Here is a 13892-nt window from a genome sequence, read left to right on the forward strand (position 1 = left end):
ACGAGATCGTCACCGAGATCAACAACCGACCCCGCCGAGTCCTCGGCTGGGCAACCCCCGCCGAGATCTTCAACGAACTATGCTCAAGCCAAGCCACACCACGTTGCACCTCGAACTAGAACCCGGGCTCGCCGCCGTGCACCCGCCCCGGGGGTAGAGTGGGGGTCATGGATCTCGTCGCACTCGAACTCTTCTTCATCGGTCTGCTGGGCCTTGCGAGTCTCGCGATCGCCTTCGTGGCCGGCACCGTGCTGTGGAACCTTTTCCGCGGTCAGCGCTGATCCGAGACGACTGCTGATCGGAGAGCGCCATGCTCGAGCTTCCCACTGACCTCCCGGCAGATCTTGCCCCGCTGAGCTGGCTCATCGGCGTGTGGGAAGGCACGGGCGTCATCGAGTACACCGCTGACGGCCACCGCTTCGAGGGCGAGTTCACGCATCGCGTCAGCTTCAGTCACGACGGCGCCGGGTACCTGAACTATTCGGCCACGGGATGGATGGCGGTCGCCGAGGGCGAGTCGTCGGTCGCGCTGGTCGCCGAGTCCGGATTCTGGCGCCTCTCCCGGCCCGCCACTGCGGCGGATCCTGGGCCGGCCCTGCTGCCGCCCATCGAGAGCATACCTGCGCGCACGGTAGACGACGTCGAGCGACTGCGAGCCGACTCGGGCGGGTTCCCGATCGAGGTGTCCCTCGCGCACTCGGACGGCACGCTCGAGCTGTATCTGGGCGAGATCAACGGGCCCCGTATCGACATCGCGACTGACGCGATCGTGCGCGGCGCCGGCGGCAAGGAGTACGGCGCGGCGAGTCGTATGTACGGCCTGGTCGAAGGTCATCTGCTGTGGGCCTGGGACATCGCAGCGCTCGGATCCGAGCTCGCCTCGCATGCGTCGGCTCGTCTGGCGAAGGTCTGACGATGAGCGCCTTCTCCGCCCTGCCCGGCGCCGTGTCAGAAGACGAGGTCGTTCTCCATTTCGGGGATCCGATCCGCGAGCAGCGACGACTCGTCGCCGGCACCGCAGTGGCGCCTCTCGGCGATCGTGTCGTCATCGAGGTCGCGGGAGAAGACCGCCTGAGCTGGCTGGACTCCATCACGTCGCAGTCGGTCGCCCGCCTCGGCGCCGGCGACAGCACCGAACTGCTGATCCTCGATCCGCAGGGGCGCGTCGAGCACGCCGCCGGTGTTCTGGAGGACGGTTCGTCGGTCTGGCTGATCGCGGATGCCGCGGATGCCGAATCGCTCGCGACCTGGTTGCAGCGCATGGTGTTCCGCTCCCGCGTGACCGTCGCCGTTCGCCCTGAACTCGACCTGGTCGGCTTCTTCGCCGGCGGCGACGCCGAGGCCGTCGTGCGTGGGCTGGCACTCACGCCGAACGGCACCGCCCTCGTGTGGGCCGACCCGTGGGCTGCCGTGCAGCTGGGCGGCCACCAGTACGCGACGATCGAACAGCACCCGTCCGCCTCGTACGAGTGGCGGGTGGCGATCGTCGATGCGGATGCCGCGGCATCCGCAGTCGGTCTGATCGACGAAACCGCGGTGGGCGTCGCAGGCATCCTCGCAACAGAGGCTCTGCGCGTCGCCGCCTGGCGTCCCCGCTGGGCGAGCGAGGTCGATGAGCGCTCGCTGCCGCACGAATCCGACTGGATCCGCAGCGCGGTGCACCTGAGCAAGGGATGCTATCGCGGCCAGGAGACCGTGGCGAAGGTGCACAACCTCGGCCATCCTCCACGCCGCCTCGCAGCGCTGCAGCTCGATGGCAGCGATGACGTCCTTCCCTCACCTGGCGACGCCGTGTTCGCGGCCGAAGACGAGGTCGGTCGCATCACGTCCGTGGCGCGGCATCATGAGGACGGACCGATCGCCCTCGCGATCCTGTCGCGGAGGGCGCCGATCGGCGACCTGATCGTGAAGGCGGAGGGCGCCGACATCGCGGCCTCGCAGCAGGTGATCGTTCCGGCCGACGCCGGAGCCACGGCCGACGTGCCACGCCTGACGCGCCTCTCGCGGCGCCCGGCCGGTCAGGATCCGCGCAACGCCTGACCGGGTGCCACGGCATCCCAGGCCACGATTGTCCCAGACCTCATAGACTGAACGCATGACTGCGACGCGCACCCTCATCCTGCTCCGCCACGGCCAGAGCGAGTGGAACGAACTGAACCTCTTCACCGGCTGGGTGGATGTCCGCCTCACCGAGCAGGGCGAGAACGAGGCCCGTCGCGGCGGTGAGCTGCTCGCAGAGTCCGGTCTGCTGCCCGACGTGCTGCACACCTCCCTGCTCAGCCGCGCCATCCAGACCGCCGACATCGCGCTGGACGCCGCCGACCGTCTCTGGATCCCGGTGACGCGCTCCTGGCGCCTCAACGAGCGCCATTACGGCGCGCTGCAGGGCAAGGACAAGGCGCAGACGCTCGAGGAGTTCGGTCCTGAGCAGTTCCAGCTGTGGCGTCGCTCGTTCGATGTGCCGCCGCCCCTGCTCGACGATGACAGTGAATTCAGTCAGGTGAATGACCCCCGGTACGCCGACATCGACGGAGAGGTGCCTCGCACCGAGTCGCTGAAGATCGTCATCGACCGGATGCTGCCCTACTGGGAGGGCGCGATCGTGCCGGACCTCGATGCGGGCAAGACGGTTCTCGTCGCAGCACACGGCAATTCGCTGCGCGGCCTGGTCAAGCACCTCGACGGCATCAGCGACGACGCGATCGCCGAGCTGAACATCCCCACCGGCATCCCGCTGGTGTACGAACTGGACGAGAACAACATGCCCACCGGCCCCGGCCGCTACCTCGACCCCGAGGCCGCAGCCGCAGGCGCTGCCGCTGTCGCCTCCCAGGGCAAGAAGTAACACCCGTCACGCTCGACGAAGGAACCCCCTGCAGAGATCTGCAGGGGGTTCCTTCATTAAACCGGAGGACCTGGGTCAGGCGAGGCCCTTGCCGTCGGGATCTTGAACTTCTGCCACCTGAGCTTCCGCCTCTGCAGCGGCAAGGGCGATGTCTTCCTCGTCGACCGCCCAGTCGCCGGTCGCGAGGTAGACGACCTTCTTCGCGATGGCGACCGCGTGATCGGCGAAGCGCTCGTGATAGCGGCTCGCGAGGGTCGCGTCGACGGTGGCGCCCGCCTCGCCCTTCCAGTTGTCGCTGAGCACCTTCTCGAAGACCTTGGCGTGCAACTCGTCCACGTCGTCATCCGAATTGCGGATCTCGTCTGCAAAGCGCAGATCCTGGGTGCGCAGGAGCTCGCTGAGCGTACGCGCGATCTCGACGTCGAGCTCACCCATCCGGGTGAACGTGCTCTTCAGACCCTTCGGGATGGCGCGCTCGGGGAAGCGCAGTCGCGCGAGCTGGGCGATGTGCTCCGACATGTCGCCCATGCGCTCGAGGGACGCGCTCACTCGGAGCGCGAAGACGACGATGCGCAGATCGCGTGCGACGGGCTGCTGACGGGCGAGGATCTCGATGGCCTGCTCGTCGAGCTTCACCGCGAGCTCGTCGATCTTCGCGTCGTCGGCGATCACCTCTTCTGCGAGCGCGACATCGCCCGTGGCGAAGGCGCGGGTGGCCTTGTCGATGGAGACGTTGACGAGGTCGGCGATCTCCACGAGACGGGACTGCACATCCTCGAGGGACTGGTGGAAGAGTTCACGCATGAGCGGCGCAACCTTTCGTTCGGAGCTCGGGTGGTCTGGCCGGCTGATGACGGGGCGCTGCCATGTGCGCACGCCCTTGCTGATTGTGTTCGTCGAAGGTTAACGAACGGTGCCCAGCACGTGAATACTAGTTCGCCTGCATCCGCTGTGGCGCGCAAACCCGCCAGAGCCGAGGTGAACGCACTCTACGCTGGTGACATGACCACGCCGCAGATCGCGCTGCTCGCCCTCGCCGTCGGGCTGGCGATCGGCATAGGGCTGGCCGTGCTCGTTTTCTGGGCGTACCGTGCTCGCGCCAAGGTGGTGGAGGAATCGTCCACGACGGTTCCGCAGGGCACGGTCGACGTTCTCGAGAGCATGGACGATGCGGCGTGCGTGATCGACTCGTCCGGACTCGTGCTGGCCATCTCCCATGCTGCTGCGCGCTTCGGCATCGAGGTCGGGGCGACGCTCGACAACCCGGAGCTGCGAGAACTCGTGCGCACGGTCCGCTCGATCGGCGCGTCATCCACCGAGACGATGCGCATCACGCGTCCAGGGGTCAGCCTCGATCCGCGGCTGGTGTCCGCCAGGGCGAGCGAGCTGGCGGCGCGCCTCACCTTGCTGATCATCCGCGATGTGACGGAGCAGGAGCGCCTCGACCAGATGCGCCGCGACTTCGTCGCCAACACCAGCCATGAGCTGAAGACCCCTGTCGGGGCCGTGAGTCTGCTCGCCGAAGCCATCGAGTCCGCCGCCGACGATCCGGCGCAGGTGCGGATCTTCGCGTCACGCATCTCTGCCGAGGCGACAAGGCTCGGACAGCTCACCGGACGCATCATGAGTCTCTCGCGTCTTCAGACCGCCGACGGCGCCAACGACTTCGGTCCGGTGGCCATCGACGAGGTCGTCGCCGCGTCGATCGAGGCTCACGCCGTGCAGGCCGATTCCGCCGGCGTTGAGCTCATGCGCGGAGGCGACAGGGGAGTGTTCGTCCGCGGCGATCTGCAGATCCTGATCGAGGCGGTCGGCAACCTCGTCGCCAACGCGATCCTTTACTCTCCGACCGGCTCGCGCGTCGGCGTCGGCGTCAAGATCGAAGGGGAGACAGTGGAGATCGCCGTCTCCGATCAGGGCATCGGCATCTCGGAGTCGGATCGGGAGCGCATCTTCGAGCGTTTCTATCGCGCCGATGAGGCTCGCTCGCGGCGCACCGGCGGCACGGGGCTCGGACTCTCGATCGTGAAGCACGCCACGCAGCGTCACGGCGGTGAGGTGCGCGTATGGTCGAGGCCGAGTCGCGGATCGACCTTCACCATGGTGCTGCCTCGGATCGATGCTCCGATGCCCGACACGACAGACCGCAAGAACAAGAAGAAGCGCGCCAAGAAGGCGGCCAAGGCCGCGGCAGTGCGCGCCCGAAACGGAGAGACCGTATGACCCGAATTCTTCTCGTCGAGGACGAACCCGATCTCGCCGACCCCCTTGCCTATCTGCTGCGTCGTGAAGGCTACGAGGTGGAGATCGCAGAGGACGGCCCCGGCGCGCTGACGGCGTTCAGAGAGCGAGGTGCCGACATCGTCCTTCTCGATCTCATGCTTCCCGGCATGCCGGGCACCGAGGTGTGCCGGCAGATCCGCTCGACCTCGGCGGTTCCGATCATCATGCTCACGGCGAAGGACTCGGAGGTGGACATCGTCGTCGGGCTCGAGCTCGGCGCGGACGACTACATCACCAAGCCCTATTCGTCCCGTGAGCTGCTCGCACGCATGCGCGCCGTGCTGCGCCGTGTGGTGCAGGCCGACAGCGATCTCGATGAGCGCGTGCTCGACGGCGGGCGCGTCACGCTCGACATCGATCGGCACACCGTCACGGTCTCCGGTGAGGAGATCAACATGCCATTGAAGGAGTTCGAGCTGCTCGAGGTGCTGATGCGCAACTCAGGTCGAGTGCTCACTCGCGGTCAGCTGATCGACCGCGTATGGGGCAGCGACTACTTCGGCGACACCAAGACGCTCGACGTGCACATCAAGCGCATCCGCTCCCGAATCGAGGAGAACCCGGGCGAGCCGGTCATGCTCGTCACCGTGCGCGGACTCGGATACCGCTTCGAGGGCTGATATCCGCAGACGCAGAGAGGCCGGTCGCACCCATGGGGTGACCGGCCTCTCTGCGTGAAGAGCGCGGTAACGCCCGATCAGGCGTCGTCCTCCTGCGGGACCAGATCGGCGTAGTACGAGAGAGCGCCGTCGAGGACGGGCACGTCTGCAGCAGTACCGGTGGCGTCGCCCGACTGGAAGTAGATCTTGATCGTGGCGCCGGGCATCGTGTCGAGGTCGTCGATGCGCAGCGGCTCGGCGTTCGCGCCGAGGCTCACGGTGTCTCCCGCGCCCACCCGCAGGGTGAGGGGATCGAGACCCTCGATCTCGACGGTGAGTGTCGCGGGCTTGTCGGTCGGGTTGACGATCGCGGCGATGAGGTTGCCGGTGGCGCCGTCTTCGGTCGCGATGATCATCGCATTGCGGATCTCGAGCGGACCGTCGGAATCGGCGATGTTCACGCCGTCGGATGCTGAGTACGCGATCTCAGTCGACTGCGGGGTGATGAACGTGCATCCCGTGGCGCCGAGCAGAACAAGGGCGCTGATGGCGGCAGACGCTACAAGGCGCGATTTCACGAGTCCTCCTGGGAGATTTGGGATATCCGCATCCATTCTATGGGTACGCGAGGGGTGCCCACGTGGCCGTGCGGAGCAAACCTTAGTGCATGTCGCCTGTGGTATTCTGGAGGTTGCCGAAAGGACACGATTTTATGCTTTTTGAAGTTGGCGAGACGGTCGTCTATCCGCACCATGGGGCCGCGACGATCATCGAGGTCAAGGATCGCGTCATCAAGGGCGAGACGAAGAAGTACCTGAAGCTGAACGTCACCCAGGGTGACCTCATCATCGAGGTTCCTGCAGAGAACGTCGACCTCGTCGGTGTCCGCGACGTCATCGGCCAGGAGGGTCTCGATCACGTGTTCGAGGTGCTGCGCGCTCCGTTCACGGAAGAGCCCACGAACTGGTCACGTCGTTACAAGGCGAACCTCGAGAAGCTCGCCTCCGGCGATGTGATCAAGGTGAGCGAGGTCGTGCGCGACCTGTGGCGTCGCGATCAGGACCGCGGTCTGTCCGCGGGTGAGAAGCGCATGCTCGCGAAGGCGCGTCAGATCCTCATCTCCGAGCTCGCGCTCGCCGAGAAGTGCGACGAGGACAAGGCCGGGGCGCTGCTCGACGAGGTCCTTGCGTCCTGATGGCCGAGGCCTTCGGGCCTCGCTAGTGTTGAGCGTGTGACTCTCATCCCTGTGCCCGCGACGGCGATCATCGTCGTCGCGGCGGGTTCCGGAACACGTCTGGGCGCTGTCGCGCCCAAGGCGTTCGTCGGCATCGACGAGCACACGGTGCTCAGGCATGCGCTCGACGGCGTCTTCGCGGCTCAGGTCGCGCAGGTCGTCGTCGTCGCGCCCTCGGGGCACGAGGGGGATGCCGAGACCGAGTTGCTCGCAGCCGCGGGGGATCGACGCGACCTCGGTCGTGTCGTGATCGGTGGGGGGACCAGACAGCAGTCCGTCGCTGCTGGTCTTGCGGCGCTGTGGGGAGACATCACCACGGTCCTCGTCCACGATGCCGCGCGCGCTCTGACACCATCGGCCCAGATCGACGCCGTCGCCGTGGCAGTGACCGTCGATGCCGGAGTGATCCCGGCGATCGCCGTCATCGACACGCTCAAGCGCGTGGAGGGGGATGATGTCGTCGCTGCGGTGGATCGGTCGGAGCTGGCCGCTGCCCAGACCCCGCAGGGTTTTCCTCGAGCGCTTCTCGAAGCGGCGTATGCCGCCGCTTCGGCATCGGGCATCGAATACACCGACGACGCTGCGCTGTTCGCGGCAGCGGGGCATCCCGTGCGACACATCGCCGGTTCAGAACGCGCGTTCAAGATCACCACGCCGGGCGACCTTGCGCGCGCGCGACAGATCCTCGACGTGCGGGCGGAGCCGGCGGGCGTGTCTGCTCCCCGCATCGGCGTCGGCACCGACGTGCACGCGTTCGGTGGTGAAGGGAACCTCTGGCTGGCAGGGCTCGAATGGCCGGGTGAGCAGCCGCTGTCTGGCCATTCCGACGGCGACGCGGTCGCGCATGCCATCGTCGATGCCCTGCTCGGCGCTGCCGGACTCGGTGACATCGGCGAGCACTTCGGCACCTCGCATCCCGAGTACGCCGGTGCGCACGCCGATGTCTTCCTCGCACGCACAGCCGAACTCGTGACAGAGGCGGGTTTCGTGATCGGCAACGTCTCGGTGCAGTTCCAGGGAAACCGTCCGCGATTCAGCGCGCGTCGCGGTGAAGCCGAGCGCTCACTGTCTGCCGCACTCGGCGGAGCATCCGTCGCCGTGACCGCGACGACGACTGACGGCCTCGGATTCACCGGCCGCGGTGAAGGCGTCGCCGTCACAGCGGTCGCGCTCATATACCCCGGGTAGTCTGGTGCAGTGACTCTCCGCCTCTACGACACACGCGCACAGCAGCTGCGCGACTTCGTGCCTCTCGACCCCGAGAACGTCACGATGTACGTATGCGGACCCACGGTGCAATCCGGCCCTCACATCGGTCACGTCCGCGCGGCCCTGAGCTTCGACCTCCTTCGCCGCTGGCTCGCACATCGATTCGGTCGTGTGACCTTCGTGCGCAACGTCACCGACATCGACGACAAGGTTCTCGCCGGCGCCACCGCGAGTGAGCCGTGGTGGGCGCTGGCGTACCGGATGGAGCAGCAGTTCACGGCGGCATATGCCGGCGTCGGCATCCTCGCTCCGACGTACGAGCCGCATGCGACGGCATCCGTTCCTCAGATGCAGGAGCTCATCGAGACTCTGATCGGCCGCGGGCACGCCTACGCCGCGCCCGACGGCTCGGGCGACGTGTACTTCGACGTGCGATCGTGGTCGCAATACGGTGCGCTCACGCATCAGTCCGTCGACGCGATGGAGGCTGCTGAGGATGCCGATCCTCGAGGCAAGCGCAATCCGCAGGACTTCGCCCTCTGGAAGGGCTCCAAACCAGATGAGCCCGCCGACGCGATGTGGAGTTCGCCGTGGGGTGCTGGCCGACCCGGCTGGCATATCGAATGCTCGGCAATGGCCAGGCGCTACCTCGGATCAGAGTTCGACATCCACGGGGGTGGGCTCGATCTGCGCTTCCCGCACCATGAGAACGAGCTCGCGCAGTCGACGGCGGCAGGCGAAGGCTTCGCGCAGTACTGGGTGCACAACGGCCTGGTGACCGTCGACGGGCAGAAGATGTCGAAGTCGCTCGACAACTTCACACTCGCAGCCGACGTGCTCGCCGCGCACGACCCACTCGTCGTGCGCTACGCGCTCGCCGCCGCGCACTATCGATCGAGCCTCGATCTGACCGAGTCGTCATGGGCAGAGGCAGAGGCTGCCCTCGGACGCATCCACTCGTTCGTCGAGAGGGCGGGGCGGGCAGCCGAACGCAACGAGATGCGGCGGCGGGGGCGCGACCTGGACGACGAGGCCGTGGAGTACATCTCGTTGATCCCCGGAGAGTTCGCGGAAGCCATGGACGACGACCTCGGTGTGCCGCAGGCACTGGCCGTGGTGCACGATCGGGTGCGACGTGGAAACCAGGCGCTCGACCACGGCGACGATGCGGCCGCCGAACGGGCGTTGCATGAAGTGCGCGAGATGATCCAGGTGCTGGGGCTGGATGCGGCATCCGCGGCATCCGGTGATGCTGACGCCGAGGCATCCGCTCTCGACGCCCTCGTGCAGACCATGATCACGCAGCGCGCTCAGGCACGGGCCGACAAGGACTGGGCGACGGCCGACCGCATCCGCGACGCGATCGCGGCGGCAGGCATCGCTCTTGAAGACACAGCAGACGGAACTCATTGGAGTATTGATGGTTAAGCCACAGCGCCCCGGCGCAAGCAACGGCAAGAAGAAGGGCCCTCTCAAGGGCACCGGCGGACTCGGGCGCAAGTCGCTCGAGGGCCGTGGACCGACCCCGAAGGCGGAGGATCGAGCCTGGCACCCGGCCGGCAAGCGCAAGGCCGCCGCCGAACGCTTTGCGGCATCCGGCGGCAAGGGCAGGCCCGGTGGACGTCCCAGTAACGCGAGCAGCCAGAACCGCTCGTCCAAGGCGAAGGCCGGCGACGAGACCGAGAACGTCACCGGACGCAACTCGGTGCTGGAGGCGCTGCGCGCCAAGATCCCCGCGACGGCGTTCTACATCGCGCAGCGCGTCGAGATGGACGACCGCGTCAAGGAGATGCTCTCGATCGCCACGCATCGCGGAATCCCCGTGATGGAGGTCACGCGGCAGGAACTCGACCGTATGGCCGGTTTCGATGGAGTGCACCAGGGTGTCGCGCTCAAGGTCCCACCGTACGAGTACGCGCACCCGCAGGATCTGCTCGAACTGGTCTCAGGTCGCGGTGAGCTGCCGCTGTTCGTCGCGCTCGACGGCATCACCGATCCGCGCAATCTCGGAGCGATCATCCGCTCGACGGCCGCGTTCGGCGGGCACGGCATCATCCTGCCGCAGCGTCGCTCGGCCGGCGTGAACTCCGCGGCATGGAAGACGAGCGCCGGTGCCGCCGCCCGCATCCCCGTGGCGATGGCGACGAACCTGACCACGCAGCTGAAGGAATTCAAGAAGCAGGGCGTGTTCGTGATCGGCCTCGACGGCGGCGGTGATGTGTCGCTGCCCGACCTCGCACTCGCCGATCGCCCCGTCGTGATCGTCGTCGGCTCAGAGGGCAAGGGTCTCTCGCGTCTCGTGACGGAGAACTGCGACCAGATCGTCTCGATCCCGATCTCGGCGGCCACGGAATCGTTGAACGCAGGCATCGCGGCATCCGTCGCGCTGTATCAGGTCGCCACGGTGCGGGCGCAGCTCGCCGGAAAGTAGTCGGGAGAAATCATGGCTCGTATCGCCGTCATCGGAGGAACCGGCTACGCCGGCTCGAACATCGTCGCCGAGGCCGTCTCGCGCGGCCACTCCGTCGTCTCGTTGGCGCGTTCCGTGCCGACCGAGCGGGTGGAAGGCGCCGTGTACGTCGAAGGGAACATCCTCGACGTGCCAGGACTGCTCACCCAGATCGAAGAGGTCGACGTCGTCATCCAGGCGCTTTCGCCGCGTGGCGACATGATCGGCAAGGTGCGTCCGGCGACCGCGGAGCTGTTCGCGGCGCTGCCCGACGGCGTGCGTCTCGGCGTCGTCGGGGGAGCGGGCGGCAGCCTGGTCGCACCGGGCGGTCCTCGGCTCGTGGATGCGGGCTTCCCTGAGGAGTTCAAGGCCGAAGCCATGGAGGCGGTCGGCGTGCTGGAGGACCTTCAAGGGGCGCCGGAGGGCAAGGACTGGTTCTTCGTGCACCCGGCCGGCGGCTTCGGCAACTGGGCACCGGGTGAGCGCACCGGCACGTACCGCGACGGCGGGCCGGTCCTGGTGACGGATGCCGCGGGCGAGTCGTTCATCTCCGGACGAGATCTCGGTGTCGCATTCGTCGATGAGATCGAGAACCCGAAGCACCACCGCGAGAACTTCGCCGTCGGCTACTGAGGCGTCGGCTACTGGCCGTCAGACGAGGTCGCGCCAGTCGACCTCACCGGTGTCGTCGGCGACCGCCACGGCGCCGGTCATCACCGGCAGCGACATGGTCTCGGTCGGCGGGCCCATGATCGTGGCCTCGTCGCGGCGATGGCGCAGCACATCGTTGATGTACGAGGTGAGCACCTCTGCCAGCGGCACTGAGCGGTCGTTGGCCTGTGACAGGTACCAGCGGTGCTCGAGAACCTGGTGGAACACCTCTGCCGGCTCCAGCTTGGCGCGCAGCTCGTACGGGATCGCCCGCACGACGGGTTCGAACACCCTGGTCAGCCACTCGTGCGCGTACATCTCCTCATCCGCCCACTCCTTCTTGGAGCGTGCACGGAATTCATCCAGGTCGTTCAACAGCCGACGCGCCTGGTTCTCCTCGACATCGAGCCCGGTGAGCCGGATGAGGCGGCGCTGGTGATGACCGGCATCCACGACCTTCGGCTGGATCTCCACGACCGTCCCGTCTCCGGTGGTCGTCATCGACATCTCATCGATGTCGAAGCCGAGCGCGTTCAACTGCTCGACGCGCTCCGTGATGCGCCAGGTCTCGTTGGCCGAGAACGACTCCTCTGCGGTCAGCGCCGCCCACAGCGAGTGATACGACGACACGATGCCGTCGGCGATGGCGACCGCATCCACTCCGTGCTCCAGGCGCCCGCCGGCTGCGAGGTCCATGATCTCGCCGGCGATGTTCGTGCGGGCGAGGTCGAGGTCGTAGAGGCGCTGTCCTTCCGTGAGGCCCTCTTCGTGCAGTTCGCCGGTCTCGGCATCCACCAGGTAGGCGGCGAAGGCGCCGGCGTCGCGACGGAACAGCGTGTTCGACAGCGAGACGTCACCCCAGTAGAAGCCGACGTTGTGCACCCGGACGAGCAGCAGCGCCAGGGCATCGACGAGTCGGGTGGCGGTGTCGGGGCGCAGGACGCGCGTGAACAGCGCCCGGTAGGGCATGGAGAAGCGCAGGTGCGATGTCACCAGTACAGCCGGAAGCGGAGTACCTGCGTCGTCCGAGCGCCCGGCGATCACGGCGACGCGATCCACGCATGGCACGTCGAGGCGTGCGAGGTTGCCGAGCATGTCGTACTCGCGCTGCGCCATCTCGGCGGTGGTCTCTTTGACGGCGACGACACGGCCGGACAGATCGGCGAATCGCACGAGGTGCCGGGAGAGACCCTTGGGCAGCGAGACGATGCGCTCAGATGGCCATTTCGCGAGCGGAGTCGACCAGGGCAGCGACAGCAGCTCAGGGTTGACCTTGCTGGCGGTGATGCGCAGTGCGTCCTGCATGTGGCTCCCGGGGAAACGACACGGCGCGGGTGACCCGAAGGTCAGCCCGCGCCGTGTGCGATGGAACTTACGAGGCCGAGACGACCGGCTTGTCGTTCAGACGCAGACCGGACTCGATGTCGAACGCGTGAACGTGTCCGACGGATGCCGCGAGCGTGACCGTCTCGCCGGCATTCGGGTGGCTGCGGCCGTCGACGCGAGCGACCAGGTCGGTGCGCTTGCCGTTGATGTCGGTGTGGCCGTAGAGATAGCCGTCAGCACCGAGCTCCTCGACGAGGTCGACCGTGACCGAGAGGCCCTTGCCGTCGGCGGGGCCGACGACGATGTCCTCGGGGCGGACGCCGACCGTGACCTGGCTGCCGTTCGCGCGGCCGACGGTGTCGCGGTCGAGTCCGACGACCTCGGTGCCGAAGCGCACGCCACCCTCTGCAAGGTCAGCTGAGAAGAGGTTCATGGCAGGCGAGCCGATGAAGCCGGCGACGAACACGTTCTCCGGCTTCTCGTACAGGTCGCGCGGGGTGCCGACCTGCTGCAGGAGACCGTCCTTGAGGACGGCGATGCGGTCGCCCATGGTGAGGGCCTCGGTCTGGTCGTGCGTGACGTAGACCGTGGTGACGCCGAGGCGACGCTGCAGGGAAGCGATCTGCGTACGCGTCTGCACACGCAGCTTCGCGTCGAGGTTCGACAGCGGCTCGTCCATGAGGAACACCTGCGGCTGACGGACGATCGCGCGGCCCATGGCGACGCGCTGACGCTGACCACCCGAGAGGGCCTTCGGCTTGCGAGTCAGGTACTCCTCGAGGTCGAGCAGCTTGGCGGCCTCGAGCACGCGGGCTGCGCGCTCTTCCTTGTTGACGCCGGCGATCTTCAGGGCGAAGCCCATGTTCTCGGCGACCGTCATGTGCGGGTACAGCGCGTAGTTCTGGAAGACCATGGCGATGTCACGGTCCTTCGGCGGTACGTCGGTGACATCGCGGTCGCCGATGAGGATGCGGCCGTCGTTGACCTCTTCGAGGCCGGCGAGCATGCGCAGGGACGTGGACTTGCCGCAGCCGGAAGGGCCGACGAGGACGAGGAATTCGCCGTCAGCGACCTCGAGGTCGAGCTTGTCGACTGCTGGGCGGGTGCCGCCCGGGTACAGACGCGTGGCCGCGTCGAAAGTGACAGATGCCATTGTTTTCTCCTTCACCGGCAGGTACGTGCCGGACGATCCGTTGTGATGGATGCGGTGGGTATGAGCCACCGTGGCCCGCCTTCGGGCCGAGTCAAGTATGGCACGGAGGGGAGGCACCTGGGTATTTCCCAGCCTGACTGGTT

At 67.0% G+C, this 13892-nt stretch carries 14 protein-coding genes; 10 read left to right on the forward strand and 4 right to left on the reverse strand.

Annotated features, from left to right (window positions below; translation table 11 throughout):
- The first annotated feature begins 310 nt into the window (after positions 1 to 310).
- Genes J1M43_RS05190 through J1M43_RS05200 form a run of 3 tightly spaced genes read left to right on the forward strand, consistent with a single transcriptional unit; the run spans position 311 to position 2845 of the window.
- Entirely contained in the window at positions 311 to 913 is a 603-nt protein-coding gene (locus J1M43_RS05190) for an FABP family protein (RefSeq protein ID WP_206476137.1), read from the forward strand.
- 2 nt (positions 914 to 915) lie between these two features.
- The gene (locus J1M43_RS05195; protein WP_206476139.1) at positions 916 to 2040 is read left to right on the forward strand and encodes a folate-binding protein YgfZ; all 1125 of its coding nucleotides are present in this window, start codon (positions 916 to 918) and stop codon (positions 2038 to 2040) included.
- A 55-nt stretch (positions 2041 to 2095) separates the two neighbouring features.
- A complete protein-coding gene (locus J1M43_RS05200; protein ID WP_206476140.1) occupies positions 2096 to 2845 on the forward strand; it encodes a phosphoglyceromutase in 750 nt (249 codons plus the stop codon).
- Between the two features lie 75 nt (positions 2846 to 2920).
- On the opposite strand, the gene phoU is transcribed toward J1M43_RS05200, so the two are convergent.
- Entirely contained in the window at positions 2921 to 3649 is a 729-nt protein-coding gene (gene phoU / locus J1M43_RS05205) for a phosphate signaling complex protein PhoU (protein WP_033106643.1), read from the reverse strand.
- 198 nt (positions 3650 to 3847) lie between these two features.
- On the opposite strand from phoU, the gene J1M43_RS05210 reads away from it, so the two are divergent.
- Together J1M43_RS05210 and J1M43_RS05215 are read left to right on the forward strand one after the other, a co-directional pair.
- Positions 3848 to 5068: a cell wall metabolism sensor histidine kinase WalK gene (locus J1M43_RS05210; RefSeq protein ID WP_033106926.1), complete on the forward strand. Its 1221-nt coding sequence runs from the start codon at positions 3848 to 3850 to the stop codon at positions 5066 to 5068.
- Positions 5065 to 5748, forward strand: a complete 684-nt coding sequence (locus J1M43_RS05215) for a response regulator transcription factor (protein ID WP_188437158.1) — start codon at positions 5065 to 5067, stop codon at positions 5746 to 5748. The genes J1M43_RS05210 and J1M43_RS05215 overlap by 4 nt, the downstream gene beginning before the upstream one ends.
- Positions 5749 to 5825: 77 nt before the next feature.
- Here J1M43_RS05215 and J1M43_RS05220 read toward each other — a convergent pair whose 3' ends face one another.
- The gene (locus J1M43_RS05220; protein WP_033106645.1) at positions 5826 to 6305 is read right to left on the reverse strand and encodes a hypothetical protein; all 480 of its coding nucleotides are present in this window, start codon (positions 6303 to 6305) and stop codon (positions 5826 to 5828) included.
- Positions 6306 to 6439: 134 nt separating this feature from the next.
- On the opposite strand from J1M43_RS05220, the gene J1M43_RS05225 reads away from it, so the two are divergent.
- Genes J1M43_RS05225 through J1M43_RS05245 form a run of 5 tightly spaced genes read left to right on the forward strand, consistent with a single transcriptional unit; the run spans position 6440 to position 11252 of the window.
- Positions 6440 to 6922: a CarD family transcriptional regulator gene (locus J1M43_RS05225; RefSeq protein ID WP_033106646.1), complete on the forward strand. Its 483-nt coding sequence runs from the start codon at positions 6440 to 6442 to the stop codon at positions 6920 to 6922.
- Between the two features lie 36 nt (positions 6923 to 6958).
- The gene (ispD, locus tag J1M43_RS05230; protein WP_206476142.1) at positions 6959 to 8149 is read left to right on the forward strand and encodes a 2-C-methyl-D-erythritol 4-phosphate cytidylyltransferase; all 1191 of its coding nucleotides are present in this window, start codon (positions 6959 to 6961) and stop codon (positions 8147 to 8149) included.
- A gap of 9 nt (positions 8150 to 8158) precedes the next feature.
- Positions 8159 to 9598: a cysteine--tRNA ligase gene (cysS, locus tag J1M43_RS05235; protein WP_206476144.1), complete on the forward strand. Its 1440-nt coding sequence runs from the start codon at positions 8159 to 8161 to the stop codon at positions 9596 to 9598.
- Positions 9591 to 10601: a 23S rRNA (guanosine(2251)-2'-O)-methyltransferase RlmB gene (gene rlmB / locus J1M43_RS05240; protein WP_033106649.1), complete on the forward strand. Its 1011-nt coding sequence runs from the start codon at positions 9591 to 9593 to the stop codon at positions 10599 to 10601. Before cysS ends, rlmB begins: the two co-directional genes overlap by 8 nt.
- A gap of 12 nt (positions 10602 to 10613) precedes the next feature.
- A complete protein-coding gene (locus J1M43_RS05245; protein WP_206476146.1) occupies positions 10614 to 11252 on the forward strand; it encodes an NAD(P)-dependent oxidoreductase in 639 nt (212 codons plus the stop codon).
- An 18-nt stretch (positions 11253 to 11270) separates the two neighbouring features.
- Here J1M43_RS05245 and J1M43_RS05250 read toward each other — a convergent pair whose 3' ends face one another.
- Entirely contained in the window at positions 11271 to 12575 is a 1305-nt protein-coding gene (locus tag J1M43_RS05250; protein WP_033106651.1) for a DUF4032 domain-containing protein, read from the reverse strand.
- A gap of 67 nt (positions 12576 to 12642) precedes the next feature.
- Positions 12643 to 13749 (reverse strand): ABC transporter ATP-binding protein, encoded by a 1107-nt coding sequence (locus J1M43_RS05255; protein ID WP_033106652.1) that lies wholly within the window; start codon positions 13747 to 13749, stop codon positions 12643 to 12645.
- Positions 13750 to 13892: the final 143 nt, after the last annotated feature.

Origin of the sequence: Microbacterium sp. KRD172 (assembly GCF_017168295.1) — a bacterium.
In the GTDB taxonomy this organism is placed as follows: domain Bacteria; phylum Actinomycetota; class Actinomycetes; order Actinomycetales; family Microbacteriaceae; genus Microbacterium; species Microbacterium profundi.

What these genes read in the sequence shown, in the direction of transcription:
- J1M43_RS05225 (WP_033106646.1), top strand. Translation starts at nt 6,440, where the DNA reads ATGCTTTTTGAAGTTGGCGAGACGGTCGTCTATCCGCACCATGGGGCC.
- J1M43_RS05255 (WP_033106652.1), bottom strand. Translation starts at nt 13,749, where the DNA reads ATGGCATCTGTCACTTTCGACGCGGCCACGCGTCTGTACCCGGGCGGC.
- J1M43_RS05215 (WP_188437158.1), top strand. Translation starts at nt 5,065, where the DNA reads ATGACCCGAATTCTTCTCGTCGAGGACGAACCCGATCTCGCCGACCCC.
- rlmB (WP_033106649.1), top strand. Translation starts at nt 9,591, where the DNA reads ATGGTTAAGCCACAGCGCCCCGGCGCAAGCAACGGCAAGAAGAAGGGC.
- J1M43_RS05200 (WP_206476140.1), top strand. Translation starts at nt 2,096, where the DNA reads ATGACTGCGACGCGCACCCTCATCCTGCTCCGCCACGGCCAGAGCGAG.
- J1M43_RS05210 (WP_033106926.1), top strand. Translation starts at nt 3,848, where the DNA reads ATGACCACGCCGCAGATCGCGCTGCTCGCCCTCGCCGTCGGGCTGGCG.
- J1M43_RS05250 (WP_033106651.1), bottom strand. Translation starts at nt 12,575, where the DNA reads ATGCAGGACGCACTGCGCATCACCGCCAGCAAGGTCAACCCTGAGCTG.
- J1M43_RS05195 (WP_206476139.1), top strand. Translation starts at nt 916, where the DNA reads ATGAGCGCCTTCTCCGCCCTGCCCGGCGCCGTGTCAGAAGACGAGGTC.
- J1M43_RS05245 (WP_206476146.1), top strand. Translation starts at nt 10,614, where the DNA reads ATGGCTCGTATCGCCGTCATCGGAGGAACCGGCTACGCCGGCTCGAAC.
- phoU (WP_033106643.1), bottom strand. Translation starts at nt 3,649, where the DNA reads ATGCGTGAACTCTTCCACCAGTCCCTCGAGGATGTGCAGTCCCGTCTC.
- J1M43_RS05190 (WP_206476137.1), top strand. Translation starts at nt 311, where the DNA reads ATGCTCGAGCTTCCCACTGACCTCCCGGCAGATCTTGCCCCGCTGAGC.